The organism is Serratia sp. CY33525, from assembly GCF_052169115.1.
Taxonomy (GTDB): Bacteria; Pseudomonadota; Gammaproteobacteria; order Enterobacterales; family Enterobacteriaceae; genus Serratia; species Serratia sarumanii.
In genome coordinates, this window is sequence record NZ_JBJNLK010000016.1 from 1 (window position 1) to 17,714 (window position 17,714).

At 61.9% G+C, this 17,714-nt stretch carries 14 protein-coding genes; 8 read left to right on the forward strand and 6 right to left on the reverse strand.

Annotated features, from left to right (window positions below):
• Window positions 1-138 (forward strand): transketolase-like TK C-terminal-containing protein (locus ACJ8IM_RS23730; RefSeq protein WP_412034317.1); only part of this gene is annotated, 138 nt, incomplete at its 5' end.
• A 69-nt stretch (window positions 139-207) separates the two neighbouring features.
• Here ACJ8IM_RS23730 and brnQ read toward each other — a convergent pair.
• Window positions 208-1,530, reverse strand: coding sequence for a branched-chain amino acid transport system II carrier protein (brnQ, locus tag ACJ8IM_RS23735; RefSeq protein ID WP_033654029.1), 1,323 nt, complete (start codon window positions 1,528-1,530; stop codon window positions 208-210).
• 597 nt (window positions 1,531-2,127) lie between these two features.
• Here brnQ and ACJ8IM_RS23740 point away from each other — a divergent pair.
• The 3 genes from ACJ8IM_RS23740 to ACJ8IM_RS23750 all read left to right on the forward strand — a co-directional run bounded on the left by ACJ8IM_RS23740 (window position 2,128) and on the right by ACJ8IM_RS23750 (window position 6,124).
• Window positions 2,128-3,213 carry an ABC transporter substrate-binding protein gene (locus tag ACJ8IM_RS23740; protein WP_373275244.1) on the forward strand — a complete coding sequence of 362 codons (1,086 nt, stop codon included), beginning with the start codon at window positions 2,128-2,130 and terminating at the stop codon, window positions 3,211-3,213.
• Window positions 3,214-3,291: 78 nt separating this feature from the next.
• Entirely contained in the window at window positions 3,292-5,061 is a 1,770-nt protein-coding gene (locus tag ACJ8IM_RS23745) for an ABC transporter permease (RefSeq protein WP_033635883.1), read from the forward strand.
• Window positions 5,054-6,124 (forward strand): ABC transporter ATP-binding protein, encoded by a 1,071-nt coding sequence (locus ACJ8IM_RS23750; RefSeq protein WP_033654030.1) that lies wholly within the window; start codon window positions 5,054-5,056, stop codon window positions 6,122-6,124. The genes ACJ8IM_RS23745 and ACJ8IM_RS23750 overlap by 8 nt, the downstream gene beginning before the upstream one ends.
• A 30-nt stretch (window positions 6,125-6,154) precedes the next feature.
• Here ACJ8IM_RS23750 and ACJ8IM_RS23755 read toward each other — a convergent pair whose 3' ends face one another.
• From ACJ8IM_RS23755 to ACJ8IM_RS23775, 5 genes are all read right to left on the reverse strand, one after another.
• Window positions 6,155-7,120: a PDR/VanB family oxidoreductase gene (locus tag ACJ8IM_RS23755; RefSeq protein WP_033654031.1), complete on the reverse strand. Its 966-nt coding sequence runs from the start codon at window positions 7,118-7,120 to the stop codon at window positions 6,155-6,157.
• Window positions 7,121-7,161: 41 nt separating this feature from the next.
• Window positions 7,162-8,610, reverse strand: a complete 1,449-nt coding sequence (locus ACJ8IM_RS23760) for an NAD-dependent succinate-semialdehyde dehydrogenase (protein ID WP_033654033.1) — start codon at window positions 8,608-8,610, stop codon at window positions 7,162-7,164.
• Window positions 8,611-8,655: 45 nt separating this feature from the next.
• Window positions 8,656-9,780 (reverse strand): aromatic ring-hydroxylating oxygenase subunit alpha, encoded by a 1,125-nt coding sequence (locus ACJ8IM_RS23765; RefSeq protein WP_033635879.1) that lies wholly within the window; start codon window positions 9,778-9,780, stop codon window positions 8,656-8,658.
• 26 nt (window positions 9,781-9,806) lie between these two features.
• A complete protein-coding gene (locus ACJ8IM_RS23770; protein ID WP_033654034.1) occupies window positions 9,807-11,417 on the reverse strand; it encodes a BCCT family transporter in 1,611 nt (536 codons plus the stop codon).
• Window positions 11,418-11,781: 364 nt separating this feature from the next.
• Window positions 11,782-12,867: a tartrate dehydrogenase gene (locus tag ACJ8IM_RS23775; protein ID WP_033652189.1), complete on the reverse strand. Its 1,086-nt coding sequence runs from the start codon at window positions 12,865-12,867 to the stop codon at window positions 11,782-11,784.
• Between the two features lie 82 nt (window positions 12,868-12,949).
• Between ACJ8IM_RS23775 and ACJ8IM_RS23780 the strand changes: the two genes are divergently transcribed.
• From ACJ8IM_RS23780 to fbaA, 4 genes are all read left to right on the forward strand, one after another.
• Window positions 12,950-13,909 (forward strand): LysR family transcriptional regulator, encoded by a 960-nt coding sequence (locus ACJ8IM_RS23780; protein WP_269454184.1) that lies wholly within the window; start codon window positions 12,950-12,952, stop codon window positions 13,907-13,909.
• A 312-nt stretch (window positions 13,910-14,221) separates the two neighbouring features.
• The gene (gene epd / locus ACJ8IM_RS23785) at window positions 14,222-15,238 is read left to right on the forward strand and encodes an erythrose-4-phosphate dehydrogenase (protein ID WP_004931582.1); all 1,017 of its coding nucleotides are present in this window, start codon (window positions 14,222-14,224) and stop codon (window positions 15,236-15,238) included.
• A 70-nt stretch (window positions 15,239-15,308) separates the two neighbouring features.
• Window positions 15,309-16,472, forward strand: coding sequence for a phosphoglycerate kinase (pgk, locus tag ACJ8IM_RS23790; RefSeq protein ID WP_028127700.1), 1,164 nt, complete (start codon window positions 15,309-15,311; stop codon window positions 16,470-16,472).
• A 116-nt stretch (window positions 16,473-16,588) separates the two neighbouring features.
• On the forward strand, window positions 16,589-17,668 hold the full coding sequence (gene fbaA / locus ACJ8IM_RS23795; protein ID WP_025304179.1) for a class II fructose-bisphosphate aldolase: 1,080 nt from the start codon (window positions 16,589-16,591) through the stop codon (window positions 17,666-17,668).
• Window positions 17,669-17,714: the final 46 nt, after the last annotated feature.

The window sequence follows — 17,714 nt, forward strand, 5'->3', positions numbered from 1 at the left end:
TACAAGTACGTGGGGCTGAACGGCGCCATCGTGGGCATGACCACCTTCGGTGAGTCGGCGCCGGCGGAGCAGCTGTTCGCCGAGTTCGGCTTCACCGTGGACAACGTGGTGGCCAAGGCGCAGGCGCTGCTGAAGTAAGCGGCCTGGTGCCAGCCGATAAGAAAGCCGGTCATCGTGACCGGCTTTTTTTATGGGCGGAACCCGCGGTTACGACGCGGCGTTGGCGCTTTCGACGCTGCGCAACCGGTCGTAAGCCGCCGCCAGCAACAGCACCAGCAGCGTAGGCTGCAGCCAGACCAGACCCTGTTCGGCCAGCGGCAGCTTATCGAACCAGGCGGGCAGCAGGCCGCTGAAGCTGGAGGCCTTCAGGCCGTCGGCGAGGCCAAACACCAGGCTGGTGGCGATCACCGGCGCGAAGACGCGCTTGGCGCTGCGCCAGTGGTTCTGACTGAAGCTGAGCAACACCAGCGCGATGCAGGGCGGATAGATCGCCGTCAGCACCGGCAGCGAGACGCGGATCAGATTGGCCAGCCCCATGTTGGAGACCAGCATGGCGAAGAGGGCGAGGATGACCACCAGCGCGCGGTAAGAGAGCGGCAGGTAGCGGGAGAAGAAGTCCGCGCAGGCGCAGGTCATGCCGACCGCCGTCACCAGGCAGGCGATGAACATCAGCACCGCCATAAAGATGCTGCCCAGATCGCCGAAGGTGTGCTGCACATAGGCGTGCAGGATCGCCGCGCCATCCTGAGCGCCACTCTCGACCAGGCCGCCGCTGCCGGCGCCGAGCTTGAACATGCAGATATAGACCAGCGTCAGGCCGACGCCGGCGATCAGGCTGGCCCACAGGGTGTAGCGCAGCAGCAGGCCGCTGTCGCTGACGCCGCGCGAGCGGGCGGCGGTGACGATAATCGAGCCGAACATCAGCGCCGACAGCGTGTCCATGGTTTGATACCCCTGCACGAAGCCGGTGGAAAACGCCGATGCCTGATAGCTGCCGACGGCGGAGATCGGCGCACCGGCGGGCCAAACCAGGGCGGCGATGCCGAGCGCGGCCAGCGCCAGAATTTTTAGCGGCGCCAGAATATGGCCGACGTTATCGAGCAAGCGGCCGGGATACAGCGAGACGATCATCGCCAGGGTAAAGAACAGCAGGCTGTAGATGAACTGCGGCAGGGCGCCGTCGCCGGTGAAGGGTGCGATGCCGAGGGCGAAAGAGACATTGGCGGTTCGCGGCGTGGCGAACAGCGGGCCGAGCGCCAGATAGCAGACGGTCGCCAACAGCAGGCCGGCGGTGCGGCCGATGGGGCCGGTCAGCAGGCTGATGCTGCCGCCGACGCGCGCCAGCGCGATCACGGCGATCACCGGCAGGGCGACGGCGGTCACCATAAACCCGAGGGCGGCCGGCCACAGATGTTCGCCGGACTGCAGCCCCACCAGCGGCGGGAAAATGATGTTGCCGGCGCCGACAAACAGGGCGAAGGTCATAAAGCCCAGGGCGATAATGTCTTTCGGGGATAAATTCTTGGTCATAACGGTATGGCACTGCCTGTATTCATGAAATAAACGGCCTGGCTGCGGATGGAGAACCGCAGAAGGGCAGGCGCAGGGGGCCGCGAGCGCCCGCAAAATTTTCGTCCGGCAGGATATAATAATTCGGCGACAAAAACCTGATTAATCCAGCGCTGTTTATCCTGGCGTGAACCGGCCGCACAGAGGGATCATGGCGGCCGGCCCGGCAGGGCTTTAGCTCGCGCGCGCCACCATGTCTATCGACAGCGGGATTTCGATATGCGGTTTGAAAGAGTCATAGGCGAAAGAGACATGGCCGTCTTCGACCGGTTTGCGGGTGAAAAAGATCAGCATATCGCGGGTCGAATGCCGGCGTTTGTCCTGAAGTTTCCAAGATCGCCATCGTACAGCGAATTCGCCTGCTGCGGCGCTCTCGCTTGGCCGAATAGTCTGCAACAGAAAGTGCCGCAAAGCCCGCGCTGCCGGGCTTTTTTGTTGGCTAAAAAATGCCCAATCTCACAAAACCGAAAGATAACAAAGCAACGCCGTTGCCTCGTTGCAGTTATTAACTATATGTTAATTTTTGGTTTGTTAAATGTGATCAGGGGATGGATGATGATGAAAAAAATCAGCGCGACCGTAGCTGCAATCACCTTACTGGGCTCCGTTACCGCCTATGCGGCCTTCCCGGCGGGCTACCCCGCCGACTATCAGAAATGGGTCGACGGCGCGAAGAAAGAAGGCAAGGTGGTGATTTACTCGACCACCGACACCAAGGCGGCGGCGCCGCTGATCCAGGGGTTCGAAACGTTGTATCCGGGCATCAAGGTGGAATACAACGACATGAACAGCACCGAACTCTATAACCGCTTCATCAGCGAGCAGGCGGCCGGCGGCACCAGCGGCGACGTGGTGTGGAGCTCGTCGATGGATACCATTTTGAAACTGGCGGGCGATTACGCACAGGAATACACCTCCCCCGAGCAGGCCCAGCTGCCGAAATGGGCGGTATGGCAAGATAAGGTGTATGGCACCACCTATGAGCCGGTGGTGTTTATCTATAACAAACGCCTGATCCCGCAAGGTGATGTGCCGGATTCGCACGCGGCGCTGGCTAAACTGATCGCCGGCCAGACGGACAAATTCAAGAAGAAAGTCACTACGTACGACATCGAAAAATCCGGCGTCGGCTTCATGCTGTCGGTGCAGGACTTCAAGGCCGATCCTAACTACTTCAAAACGCTGGCCGACGTGGCCAAGGGCGGGCTGGCGGTACAATCCTCCACCGGCACCATGATGGAGCGCGTCTCCTCCGGTGAAAACCTGATCGGCTTCAATATCCTCGGTTCGTACGCCGAGGCCCGCGCCAAAAGCGACCCGTCGCTCGGCATCGTCTATCCGAAAGACTATACCCTGGTGCTGTCGCGCGTGAGCTTCATCAGCAAAGAGGCCGGCAACCCTAACGCCGCCAAGCTGTGGTTCGACTACGTGCTGTCGGAGAAAGGGCAAAGTATTCTCGCCAATCAGGCGGATATCCCCTCGATCCGCAACGACATCGAAGGCAAGAACGACATCGACGGCATGACCAAGCTGTTGGGTAACGCGCTCAAGCCGATCCCGGTCGACGACAGCCTGCTGGAATATCTGCAGCCGGCCAAACGCCTCGACTACATCAAACAGTGGCGCGCCGCCGCGGCGAAATAACAGGGACTGCATTCGGACGCGCGCCTGCCTTAGAGGCGCGCGCCCTTTGGTCGTCGTTTACAACCATAGGGAGCATTTATGCAAGCATGGCGCAGAAAGTGGCAGAGCCTGCCGCGCGGCCTGGTGGTGTTGATAACCGCGCTGGTTATCTATGTCCCCCTGTCGTTTATCATCATTCAAAGCTTCCTCTCGGCACCGTTTTTCTCTCCCTCCAAGGTCTTCAGCCTGGAGGCCTTCGAGTTCATATTTACCGATCCTGATTTCTACAAGGCGCTGAAAAGCGGCTTTATTTTGGCATTCGGCCTGGTGATCATCGCCATCCCCCTCGGCGGCATTTTGGCTTTCCTGATGGTGCGCACCGATCTGCCGGGGCGGCGGATCATCGAACCGCTGATTCTGGTGCCGATCTTCGTGTCGCCGATGGTGCTGGGTTTCGGTTACGTGGTGGCGGCGGGGCCGGTGGGCTTCTTCTCGCTGTGGGCGCAGGCGCTGCTGGGCTTCGTGCCGTGGAACATCTATTCGATGGCCAGCATCGTGGTGATAGCCGGATTGACGCACGTCCCCCACGCGTATCTGTACATCTCCTCGGCGCTGCGCAGCGTGGGCTCCGACGTTGAAGAGGCGGCGCGCACCGCCGGCGCCACGCCGCTGCAGGTGATGACCGCCGTCAGCCTGCCGATGGTGCGGCCGTCTATCCTGTACGCCGGGGTGCTGCTGTTCTTCCTCGGGCTGGAAGTGTTCGGCCTGATGCTGGTGCTGGGGGATCCGGAGGGCAACCTGGTGCTGGCGACCTACCTGTACCAGTTGACCAACAAGCTGGGCACGCCGTCTTACCATCTGATGGCGGCGGTGGCGGTGGTGCTGATCTGCATCACCATTCCGCTGGTGATGCTGCAGCGCCGGCTGATGCGCACCGCCAACCGCTTCGTTACCGTCAAGGGCAAAGCCTCGCAGGCCCGCGCGCTGCCGCTGGGCAAATGGCGCTGGGTGGCCGGCGCGGTGGTGGTGTTCTGGCTGACCGTGACCATCGGCGTGCCGCTGATCGGCGTGGTGCTGCGCGCCTTTATCTCCAACTGGGGCGTGGGCGTGTCTGTTTGGGACGAGCTGTCGATCAACACCTTCCGCACCATCTGGGCGCAGCCCAACCTGCTGCGCGCCATCGTCAACTCAATGGCGATTGGGGTGATTGGCGGGGCGCTGGCGGTGGCGTGCTACCTGTTCATCGGCATCGCCATGCACCGCAAGCCGGATGGCGCCACGCGCTTCCTCGACTACAGCGTGCTGGTGCCGCGCGCTGTGCCGGGGCTGCTGGCCGGTCTGGCGTTCCTGTGGGTGTTTCTGTTCCTGCCGATGTGGCTGGACAAATCGCTCAAGGAGGGCTGGCTGTCGGCGCTGCCGATGGCTGAGTGGCTGCGTGCTAACTGGATTGTCTGGCTGCGTTCGCTGCGCAGCACCATCTTCAGCGTCTGGCTGGCGTACACCGTGGTGTGGATGGCTTACGGCCTGCGGCTGATCTCTTCCACGCTGCTGCAGGTGGGGCCGGAACTGGAGGAGGCGGCGCGCAGCGCCGGCGCCAGCCGTGGCCAGATCACCCGCCACGTCACCATTCCGCTGTCGCGCTACGGCCTGATTGGCTCCTGGTTGCTGATGTTCCTGATTTTTGAACGCGAATACTCCACCGGGGTGTATCTGCTGTCTCCGGGCACGGAAACCATCGGCTCGATGCTGGTTTCCCTGTGGGCCGCGGGCGCTATCGATATCGTCGCCGCGCTGTCGTTCATCAATATCCTGCTGGTGGTGCTGGGGCTGGGGATTGCCTTGCGCTTTGGAGTGAAATTACATGATTGAACTTTCGGTAGAGAATCTGCATTTGACCTATGGCGACAACCCGGTGTTGAAAGGGGTGTCGATGGATCTGAAACGGGGCGAAGTGGTCTCGCTGCTGGGCCCGTCGGGCAGCGGCAAAACCACGCTGCTGCGGGCGGTGGCCGGGCTGGAGAAACCGAGCCAGGGGCGGATCGTCATCGGCAACAGCGCGGTGTACAACGGCAGCGCGCGCAGCGAAATTCCCGCCGAAGAGCGCAACCTGGGGCTGGTGTTTCAGTCCTACGCGCTGTGGCCGCATAAAACGGTGTTTGAGAACGTCGCTTACCCGCTGAAGCTGCGTAAGATCGCCTCGGCGGAAATCACCCAGCGGGTGCAGGCGGTGCTGGATCAGCTCGGGTTGGGGCATCTGGCCAAGCGCCATCCGCACCAGCTATCCGGCGGCCAGCAGCAGCGCGTGGCGATTGGGCGTGCGCTGGTCTACAATCCGCCGGTGATCCTGCTGGACGAGCCGCTGTCCAACCTTGACGCCAAGCTGCGCGAAGAGGCGCGGGTATTCCTGCGCGAATTGATCATCAAGCTTGGCCTGTCGGCGCTGATGGTGACTCACGATCAGAACGAGGCGATGGCCATCTCCGATCGCATCCTGCTGCTCAATAACGGTAAAATCGAGCAGCAGGGCACGCCGCAGGAGATGTACGGTTCGCCCACCACGCTGTTCACCGCCGAGTTCATGGGCAGCAACAACCGCTTGCCGGGCAAGGTTGTCGCGCTGGAAGGCGACCGGGCGCGCATCGAAGGCAAGGATTGGGCGCTGTGGGGCATAGCGGGCGCAGGCGTGCAGGTCGGCCAGGAGGGCTCGGCGGTGATCCGCGTGGAGCGCGTGCGGTTGGGCGAAGATCCGCAGGGCAACCAGCTTGAGCTGCCGCTGCTGACCAGCATGTATCTCGGCGATCGCTGGGAATACCTGTTCCGCACCGTGGCCGAGGATTTCGTGGTGCGCGCCTATGGCCACGAAGCGCGCGATCGGGCGCTGTGCCGGCTCTCCCTGCCGGCCGAGCATCTGTGGATATTCCCGAAAGCCTAATCAGGACGCCCGCAGACGCGGGCGTTCCGTTTACAGATCCAGCACCAGCCGGCTGCCTTTGGCGCGCGAGCAGCAGATCAACAGGGTTTGCTGCGCCGCGCGCTCTTCGTCGCTGAGATACTGATCGCGGTGATCGGCTTCCCCCTCGACGATGCGGGTTTCGCAGGTGCCGCAAATGCCTTCGCGGCACAGGCACTCGACCCTGGCCGCCTTGCTGTTTTCCAGCGCTTGCAGGATGGTCATGTCTTCCGCCACTTCAAGCTCAATGCCCGAGCGGGCCAGCACCAGCGTAAAGGCGCCGCCCGCCGTGTCTTCGGCGGCGAAGGCTTCGCTGTGCAAGCGAGCGGCGTCGATGCCCAGCTCGGCGGCGGTCCGGTAAACCGCTTCGTTCAGCGCCGCCGGGCCGCAGACGTAGATATGGGCGCCGGGCTCCACGTCGGCCAGCGTGCGCGCCAGATCCAACCGGCCGTTAAGACTGGAGACATGGCAACTGACGTTGTCGGTGAACGGCGCTTGCGTCAGCTGCTGCTGGAAGGCGTTGTGTTCCTCGCTGTGGAAGCAGTAGTGCAGATGATAGCGTTGCCCGCTGCGCTGCAGCTCGTGCAGATGGGCCATAAACGGCGTGATGCCGATGCCGCCGGCGATCAGCACGTGATGCTGCGCCTCGGGCGCCAGCGCGAACAGGTTATTGGGGGTGCTGATGGTCAGCGTATCGCCGATCGCCAGCCGATCGTGCATGAAGTCGGAACCGCCTTTGGAAGGGGACTCACGGCGCACGGCGATCTGGTAACGGTCGAGCTCGAACGGTGAGCTCAGCAGCGAATAGGCATTGCTGTAACGCTGCTCGCCGTCCTGCATTTGCACGATGATGTGGCTGCCGCCGCGGAAGGCGGGCAGCGGCCGGCCTTGCGGATCCGCCAGGGTAAAGCGCTTGACCTGCGCGGTGACGGGTTCGATGTCGACGACGCGAACATCAAGCATCTGATAGCTGGTCATTTATTGGCTCCAAAGCGCGGGCGTCCCCGCGCATGAAAAAGTTATACCGCCTGGCACAGGTATTTGAGCTCCAGATAGTCTTCGATGCCGTATTCGGAGCCTTCACGCCCCAGGCCCGACTGCTTCACCCCGCCGAACGGCGCCACCTCGTTGGAGATAAGGCCGGTATTGATGCCGACCATGCCGTACTCCAGCCGCTCCGAAACGCGCCAGATGCGCGCCGCATCGCGGGTGTAGAAGTAGGCGGCCAAGCCGTAGATGGTGTCGTTGGCCTGGCGGATCGCCTCGGCTTCGTCATCGAACACCACCAGCGGCGCGACCGGGCCGAAGATCTCTTCTTCCAGCAGCAGCGAGCCGGGCTGCACGTCGCCCAGCACCGTCGGCGTGAAGAAATTGCCGCCCAGCGCGTGCGGCGTGGCGCCGGTCAGCACCCGAGCGCCTTTGCTCAGCGCATCATCGAGCAGCTCCAGCACCTTGTCGCGCGCCTTGCGGTTGATCAGCGGGCCGATCTGTACGCCAGGTTCGAAGCCGTTGCCGACCTGCAGTGCCGCCACCCGGGCGACAAACTTCTCGGCGAACTGTGGGTAAACGCCGCGCTGCACGTAGAACCGATTGACGCAAACGCAGGTCTGCCCGGCGTTGCGGTATTTGGCGATCAGCGCGCCTTCCACCGCGGCATCGATGTCCGCATCGTCAAACACGATGAACGGCGCGTTGCCGCCCAGCTCCAGCGACACTTTCTTGATGGTGTCCGCGCTCTGGCGCATCAGCAGCCTGCCCACCGGCGTGGAGCCGGTAAAGCTCAGTTTGCGCACCTGCGGGTGGCGGGTCAGCTCGGCGCCGATCGCCTGCGAGTTGCCGGTCACCACGTTGAACACCCCGGCGGGAATGCCGGCGCGCTCGGCCAGCTCGGCCATCGCCAGCGCTGAGTAAGGGGTTTCGTTAGCGGGTTTGACCACCAGCGTGCAGCCGGCCGCCAGCGCCGGCGCGGCCTTGCGGGTGATCATCGCCGCCGGGAAGTTCCAGGGGGTGATCGCCGCGCACACGCCAATGCCCTGCTTCAGCACCATCAGGCGTTTATCGCCGCTCGGCGAGGGAATGATGTCGCCATTGGTGCGTTTGGCCTGTTCGGCGAACCATTCGATAAAGGAGGCGGCGTAGCGGATCTCGCCCAGCGATTCCGCCAGCGGCTTACCTTGCTCCAGCGTCATCAGGCTGGCCAGATCCTGCTGGTGTTCCAGCATCAGTTCGAACCAGCGGCGCAGCAGCTGCGCGCGCTGTTGTGCCGGCAGCGTGCGCCAGCCTTCCAGCGCCTGCTGGGCGGCGTCGATCGCCCGTTGGGTTTCGGCCGTCGCTATGTTGGGCACGCTGCCGATGCGTTGGCCGGTGGCGGGATCGCTCACCGGCAGGGTTTCCTGGTTGTCGGCATCGCGCCATTGGCCGTTGATGTAGGCCTGTTGGCGGAATAGCGCCCGATCGGAAATATTCACGAGAACCTCACAAGTCAGGGGAGGGGGCCCGTGGGCCCCGTCGCATCAGGGTTGATAAACCTGCGCCAGCAGGTTGTGGAAGTGGGCGATGCCGTGCTCGCTGACGCCGCTGCCGGCGCCGTCGGCCATGATGCGCCCCTGGCCGCGATAGCCGCGCGATTTGAGGCCTTTTTGCACGCTCTCCACCAGCCGCAAATCTTCCGGGCGGAACACATCGCGGTACCAGTCGATCAGTTTGAGCTGCTCGTCGCTCAAATCGGCGTTGGTGAAGTAAATGTCGTAGTGCTGCAGGGTGGTTTCCGCATCGACCGGGAACTCATAGATCACCGTCATCATGCCTTCCAGCGGCGGCATGTTGAACATGGTGCACGGCCACAGCCAGATGCCGTGGAAGCTGGCTTCTTTACCCTCTTCAAACTTGAACGACTGCTCGGAAGGGCGGGCGTAGCCGAACTGCAGCGTCCAGTTGCCGTGCAGGGTGTGCCAGTAGCGGTCGACCTGCACCGAGTCGGCGAAGCCGGGGTGTGCCGGGCCGCAGTGGTAGCACTCGAGGTAGTTGTCGACGATGTTCTTCCAGTTGGCCGGAGTGCGGGTGACGAAGCGCGCCGCCAGCTTGAGATCGTCTACCTGCGGGCAGGCCTCGCGCACTTTGGCGCCGAGGCCCGGCAGCTGGTCTTCCACCGTGCCGGCCTGCGAGTCCAGATTGACGTAAATAAACCCGGCGTACTCTTCGACCCGCACCGGCATCAGGTGCGAGTTTTCCTTATCGAAGTTCTGCACGTTTTCGCAGTTGCGCGCGTGCGCCAGTTCGCCGTCCAGCTTGAACGCCCAGGCGTGATAAGGGCAGGTGATGACGTTTTTCGCCCGGCCGTCGCCCGCCAGCAGCTGGTGGCCGCGGTGCGGGCAGACGTTGTAAAAGGCGCGCAGCACGTTATCGCGGCCGCGCACCACCAGAATGTTTTCACCGATGATCTCGCGGGTGATGTAGTCGTTCGGTTCGGCGAGCTCGCTGCGGTGCGCCACGCAGATCCAGCTGGTGGCGAACACCTGCTCTTTTTCGTGCTCGAACGCCGCCTGGTGGGTATAGAACCGGGCCGGAATGGTGTAAGCCTCGCGGGCGTCGGCGCAGAAATCTTTCGGTAAGGTAAATTCAGGGATCAGAGTGCTCATAAGTTAACCTTCCTCTTTTCTTATTGTCATTTCGCCATAGGGCGCGGTTGATACGACGATGGAGCGGAGAGTTCGGCGGCCGGCGGCGCTTCGGGCAGCGCCGGCGCGCTGCTTTCGATCAGGTGCGCCGGGATGGCCGCGTAGTCCTGTTTCAGCCAGCGGGTGAAGCCGTAGGTTTTCACCAGCAGCACCAGCAGGAACGGCAGCGCGGTCAGGATCACCGTGGTTTTCATGGTGTCCAGCGAGGCGCCGGTGAACAGGATCGACAGCGGGATCAGGGTGATCACCACGCACCAGAACAGGCGCAGCATCGGGCTGGGATCTTGCCCCTCCTGCAGGTTGCGGGTGCTGGTGGCGGCCATGGTGTAGGCCACCGCGTCCATGTGCGAGGCCAGGAAAATGATCATGATGAACAGATAGGCGGCCAGGAACAGCTTACCGAGCGGCAGCGCCGTCAGCAGCATTTGCACGGCGGTTTCGCCGCCCTGGGTGCTGAGGATCTCCGGCACGTTGAGCTGCCCGCTGATGAACTGGTGCATGGCGTAGCTTTCCAGCGAACCGAAGAAGAACCAGCAGCCGAGGGTGCTGCCGAGCAGCAGCGCCCAGATCACCTCTTTGATCTTGCGGCCGCGCGAGACGCGGGTGACGAACATTGCCACGCCCGGGGTGTAAGAGATCCACCACAGCCAGTAGAACACCGTCCAGCTGCGGCTGAAGCTGCCGTCGCCCATCGGATCGGTGAACAGGCTCATCTGCAGGAAGTTTTGCGCCGTCAGGCCGATGGCGTTGATGGTGTTGTTGATGGTGAACTCGGTGGGGCCGACCAGCAGCACCAGCCCGGCGAAGGCGAATGCGCCCCAGCCGACCATTTTGCTGAGGCGCTGCATGCCGCCGTCGATGCCGATGTAGGAGCTGAGGCAGAAGATCACCGCCGCCAGCAGGATCACCGTCGCCTGCACCGCGAAATTGTCGGGGATGCCGGTCAGCGCCGTCAGCCCGCGGGTAAAGGTGGAGGCGGTGAGCACCAGCGAAATGGTGAGGGCGCCGACGGTGGCGACCAGGAAAATCAGATCCACCATCCGCCCGATCGGGCCGTTGGCGCGCACGCCGGTGATGGCGGAAATGATCCCCGACAGGCTGAGCCCTTTGTTCTTACGCACGTGGAAGTGGTAGGCCATGATCAGCGAGGCGAGGGCATAGGTCGCCCAGGCGCTCAGGCCCCAGTGGAAGAAGGAGTAGCTGATGCTGTATTCCAGCGCCTTCGGGGTGCGCGGCGCGATGTTCAGCCCCGGCGTCTGGTAGTAATACGCCCATTCCATCACCCCCCAATACAGGGTGGACGAGCCCAGGCCGGCGCAGATGAACATGAACAGCCAGGCCAGCGTGGAGTATTGCGGTTTGCCTTCGCCGAGGCGGATGTTGCCGTATTTGCTCAACGCCAGATACAGCACCACCAGCAGGGCGATCAGCACCAGGATTTGAATGGTTGAACCGAACAGCCGGGTGACGCCGTTGAAAATGGTGTTGGCGATAAGCGCGGATTGAGCCGGAAAGAGCATCAGGCAAATGGCGATCAGCGCAATACTGCACAGGCTGATAGCGATGAGCGTGACATCCTTTTTAGGGTTGCTCTGCATGGGAGTGAACTCCTGTTATCGGTGGTGGGCCGGTGCGCGAAGCGTAGGGTGCGCCCGGGCCTTATTGGTTTGAACCCTTTGTTTTGTTACACCGCGAGGAGTAAACGCCCCGGCAGAACGCCGCCGAGAATATTTACTCTTCATTAACATTTTCGAGTGTGCACAAATTACAGGAGGGCCACAATTGGGGCATCTGTAAAAGGATAAAACACAGTATGTAAACAATTTGTTGTGATCTTGGCCGGGGTATTGGCGTGCTTTCTGCGGTGGTTTTCAGCGGATTTGCGGCGGCGATCGAAGCGGAAAAACGGACGTGGCAAAGCAGGGCGCGAAAGGGCGCCCTGCGCAGGAAAACCGGCGATGCTTAGCGTTGCAGCAGGGCGGCGATCGCCTGGCCAACTTGCTGGGTGGAGGCATCGCCGCGCATGTCAGGCGTGCGCGGCCCGTCGGCGATGATGCGCTCGATCGCCTGCAGGATGCCGTCGTGCGCCTGGCGGTAACGGGCATCGCCGTCGCCGAGGAAGTCCAGCATCATCGCGCCGCTCCAGATCATGGCGATCGGGTTGGCGATGTTCTTGCCGAAAATGTCCGGCGCCGAGCCGTGCACCGGTTCGAACAGCGACGGGAAGTTGCGCTCCGGATTCAGGTTGGCCGACGGCGCAATGCCGATGGTGCCGGTGCAGGCCGGGCCGAGATCCGACAGAATATCGCCGAACAGGTTGGAGGCCACCACCACGTCGAAGCGTTCGGGGTTCAGCACGAAGCGCGCGCACAGAATATCGATGTGCTGTTTGTCCCAGGCGATGTCGGGGTACTGGCGCGCCATTTCCGCCACGCGCTCGTCCCAGTACGGCATGCTGATGGCCATGCCGTTGGACTTGGTGGCGGCGGTCAGGCGTTTGCGCGGGCGCTGCTGCGCCAGCTCAAAGGCGTACTTCAGGATGCGGTCCACGCCCTGGCGGGTGAAGACTGATTCCTGGATCACCATTTCGCGCTCGGTGCCTTCGAACATCCGCCCGCCGAGCGAGGAGTATTCCCCTTCGGTATTTTCGCGCACCACGTAGAAATCGATGTCGCCCGGCTGCTTGTTCGCCAGCGGGCAGGGCACGCCGGGAAACAGCCGCACCGGGCGCAGGTTGACGTACTGCTCGAAGTCGCGGCGGAATTTCAGCAGCGAACCCCACAGCGAAATGTGATCGGGCACCGTATCCGGCCAGCCGACGGCGCCGAAATAGATGGCGTCGAAGCCCTTGAGCTGCTCAAACCAATCGTCCGGCATCATCTGGCCGTGGTGCTGGTAGTAGTCGCAGCTGGCCCACTCGAAGGTGGCGAACTCCAGCGACAGATCCCAGCGCGCCGCCGCCGCCTGCAATACCCGTATGCCTTCCGGCAACACTTCCCGCCCGATACCGTCCCCGGGGATAGCGGCAATCTTGTAAGTTTTGCTCATACAGAGGTCTCATTTGTAGGTAGGGGAGATTGACAACACTCTTATCCTATAATTGACTAACTGTTAATCAATCTCGAAAACGGTGAAACATAAAACACGAATCATGAACAATATGCCGATCCTGAGTGACCTGCGGGTGTTCGTGCTGGTGGCACGCCGCGCCGGGTTTGCCGCCGCCGCCGAAGAACTGGGCGTGTCGCCGGCCTTTATCAGCAAACGCATCGCGTTGCTGGAGAAGGCGCTGGACGTGTCGCTGCTGCACCGCACCACGCGGCGGGTGGCGATCACCGAGGACGGCGAGCGCATCTACGAATGGGCGCAGCGCATTCTCAACGATGTCGATCAGATGATGGATGAACTGTCCGAGGTGCGTCAGGCGCCGCAGGGCATGCTGCGCGTGGTCAGCAGCTTCGGCTTCGGCCGACGCTTCGTGGCCCCGGCGCTGTCGGCGCTGGCGCGGGAGTATCCGCAGCTGGAGCTGCGGCTCGACGTGTCCGATCGGTTGGTGGATCTGGTCAGCGAAGGGTTCGATCTGGATATCCGCATCGGCGACGATATCGCCCCCAATTTGATCGCGCGCAAGCTGGCGGACAACCAGCGCATCCTGTGCGCTTCGCCGGCGTATCTGCAGCGCCACGGCGTGCCGAAAAGCGTGGCGGAGCTGGCGGGCCGCACCTGCCTGGTGATCAAGGAGCGCGATCACCCGTTCGGGCTGTGGCGGCTGCAGGGGCCGGGCGGCGAAGAGACGGTGAAGGTGACGGGGGCGCTGGCGTCGAACCACGGCGAAATCGTGCATCAGTGGTGCCTGGACGGGCAGGGCGTCGCGCTGCGTTCCGCCTGGGACGTGAAAGAGAACATCGACAGCGGCCGGTTGGTGCACATCCTGCCGGAGTATTATCAGCCGGCCAACATCTGGGCGGTGTACGTTTCCCGGCTGGCAACGTCGGCGAAAGTGCGGGTGACGGTCGAATTTTTGCGCGACTATTTTCGCGAGCACTACGGCGAAACGGGGCCGGCGAGTGAAAATCCGCCGCGGCCTTGAGGCCAAAAATGTGCGCCAGATCATCTTATGCTCGTAAAACTCCCCTCCGTTACTTGTGGAACTGTTGCACCTGTTCCTTTTGCCAAAACTTTGGTTTATGCTCAGCTGAAGCGTTTCAGTTGAAGCACTCTTCGACAGAAATGCCGATGTGACGGCGGCGAAAAGCCGCTGAAGCGCGGGAATAATGCAAACGCGGCGATTCACAGCGGGCGGTGCGATCCACTACTCTATGCGGGTTAGTGAGACAACCAGTCAGCGCCGGCCCGGCGCCGGTGAGTCAGCCCGGCGGGACGGCCCTTTTTCAGGAGCAGCATGACCATCCGCATAGCGATAAACGGCTTTGGCCGCATCGGCCGCAGCGTATTGCGCGCACTGTACGAATCGGGACGACGGGCGGAAATTTCCGTGGTGGCGATCAACGAGCTGGCGAACGCCGAGGGCATGGCCCATCTGCTGAAGTACGATTCCAGCCACGGCCGCTTCGCGTGGGATGTGCGGCAAGAGTGCGACACGCTGAGCGTCGGGGACGACGCGATTCGCCTGTTGCATCAGCCGGCGGTGGAGCAGTTGCCCTGGGGTGAGCTGGGCGTCGACGTGGTGCTGGACTGCAGCGGCGTGTACGGCAGCCGGGCGGATGGCGAAGCCCATCTGGCGGCGGGGGCGAAGAAAGTGCTGTTCGCCCATCCGGGCGGCAACGATCTGGACGCCACCATCGTGTTCGGCGTCAACCATCAGACGCTGTTGGCGGAACATCGCATCGTGTCCAACGCCTCGTGCACCACCAACTGCATTATTCCGGTGATCAAGCTGCTGGACGACGCCTACAGCATCGAATCCGGCACCGTGACCACCATTCACTCGGCGATGAACGATCAGCCGGTGATCGACGCGTATCACGCGGATTTGCGGCGCACCCGCGCGGCGAGCCAGTCGATCATTCCGGTCGACACCAAGCTGGCCGCGGGCATCACCCGTATCTTCCCGCAGTTTTGCGATCGCTTCGAGGCGATCTCGGTGCGCGTGCCGACCATCAACGTGACGGCTATCGATCTCAGCGTCAGCGTGAGCGCCGCGGTGAAGGTGGCGGAGGTCAACCAGCTGTTGCAAAAGGCCGCACGGGAATCATTTCGTGGTATAGTTGACTACACGGAATTACCATTGGTCTCGATCGATTTTAACCATGACCCGCACAGCGCTATCGTCGACGGTACGCAGACCCGGGTCAGCGGGCAGCACCTGATAAAGACCTTGGTCTGGTGCGACAATGAATGGGGCTTTGCCAATCGGATGTTGGATACAACACGGGCAATGGCCGCCAGCGGTTTCTAGTACGGCGGCGCCGGCGTGATTGGCGCGCTGCTCAGGCAATTTTATAGAGATTCAATAAAGAGGGTTCACCATGTCTGTAATTAAGATGACCGATCTGGATCTGGCGGGTAAACGCGTACTGATCCGCTCCGATCTGAACGTGCCGGTAAAAGACGGTAAAGTGACTTCCGACGCGCGTATCCGCGCTTCCCTGCCGACTATCGAAGCTGCGCTGAAGCAAGGCGCCCGCGTGATGGTAACCTCCCACCTGGGTCGTCCTACCGAAGGCGAGTACAACGAAGAATTCTCCCTGCTGCCTGTTGTTAACTACCTGAAAGAACACCTGAAATCCCCAGTGCGTCTGGCGAAGGATTATCTGGATGGCGTCGACGTCGCCGAAGGCGAACTGGTGGTGCTGGAAAACGTCCGTTTCAACAAGGGCGAGAAGAAAGACGACGAAACCCTGTCCAAGAAATACGCGGCGCTGTGCGACGTGTACGTGATGGACGCGTTCGGCACCGCGCACCGCGCGCAGGCTTCCACCCACGGCGTGGGCAAGTTCGCGCCTGTCGCCTGTGCCGGCCCGCTGCTGTCCGCCGAGCTGGAAGCGCTGGGCAAGGCCCTGGGCAACCCGGCCCGTCCGATGGTCGCCATCGTGGGCGGTTCTAAAGTCTCCACCAAACTGACCGTGCTGGATTCCCTGTCCAAAATCGCCGATCAGCTGATCGTCGGCGGCGGCATCGCCAACACCTTCGTGGCGGCGCAGGGCAACAACGTGGGCCAGTCCCTGTACGAACCTGACCTGATCCCGAACGCGCAGAAACTGCTGGAAACCTGCGACATCCCGGTTCCGACCGACGTGCGCGTCGCGACCGAGTTCTCCGAAACCGCGACCGCGACCGTGAAGCAGGCCAACGAGATCCAGGACAACGAGCAAATTCTGGATATGGGCGACGTCTCTGCCGAGCGTCTGGCCGTTATCCTGAAGAACGCCAAGACCATTCTGTGGAATGGCCCGGTTGGCGTATTCGAGTTCCCTAACTTCCGTAAGGGCACCGAAATTGTCGCCCGCGCGATCGCCGATAGCGACGCTTTCTCTATCGCTGGCGGCGGCGACACTCTGGCAGCCATCGATCTGTTCGGTATCGCTGACAAAATTTCCTACATCTCCACCGGCGGTGGCGCATTCCTGGAATTCGTTGAAGGGAAACCGCTGCCTGCAGTCGTGATGCTGGAAGAGCGCGCTAAGCAGTAATTCAGACAACGGGAGGCGAAAGCCGCCCGTTTGTTTTATACCGCGCGGCTCACGCTGCGCGGCGTGAAAACATCGATTTACATCCATCTACGGCCGACGAAACAGGACAAAGTAACATGTCTAAAATTTTTGATTTCGTAAAACCGGGTGTCATCACGGGTGATGACGTTCAGAAAGTCTTCGCAGTTGCTAAAGAGAACAACTTTGCGCTGCCAGCGGTGAACTGCGTGGGTACCGACTCCATTAACGCAGTGCTGGAAGCCGCGGCTAAAGTGCGCGCGCCGGTCATCGTTCAGTTCTCCAACGGCGGCGCCGCGTTCATCGCCGGCAAAGGCGTGAAGACCGATGTGCCTCAGGGCGCAGCGATTCTGGGTGCCATCTCCGGCGCACACCACGTTCACCAGATGGCTGAACACTACGGCGTGCCGGTGATCCTGCACACCGACCACTGCGCGAAGAAACTGCTGCCATGGCTGGACGGCCTGCTGGACGCCGGCGAGAAGCACTTCGCCGCTACCGGCAAACCGCTGTTCTCTTCTCACATGATCGATCTGTCTGAAGAGTCTCTGGAAGAAAACATCGAGATCTGCAGCGCCTACCTGAAGCGCATGGCCAAAATCGGCATGACGCTGGAAATCGAACTGGGCTGCACCGGCGGTGAAGAAGATGGCGTGGACAACAGCCATATGGACGCTTCCGCACTGTACACCCAGCCGGAAGACGTGGCTTACGCGTATGAAAAACTGAACGCCATCAGCCCGCGCTTCACCATCGCTGCCTCCTTCGGTAACGTGCACGGCGTGTACAAGCCAGGCAACGTCAAGCTGACCCCGACCATCCTGCGTGATTCTCAGGACTACGTGTCCAAGAAATTCAACCTGCCGCACAACAGCCTGAACTTCGTGTTCCACGGCGGTTCCGGTTCTACCGACGCAGAGATCAAAGAGTCTGTGGGTTACGGCGTGATCAAGATGAACATCGACACCGACACCCAATGGGCGACCTGGGACGGCATCCTGCAGTACTACAAAGCGAACGAAGCTTACCTGCAGGGCCAGCTGGGCAACCCGAAAGGCGCCGATCAGCCGAACAAGAAATACTACGATCCACGCGTATGGCTGCGCGCAGCGCAGACCAGCATGGTGACGCGTCTGGAGCAGGCTTTCAAAGATCTGAACGCGGTAGACGTTCTGTAATCTTCGGCACCTGTTGCACGATGCAAAAGGCTCCCTGCGGGGAGCC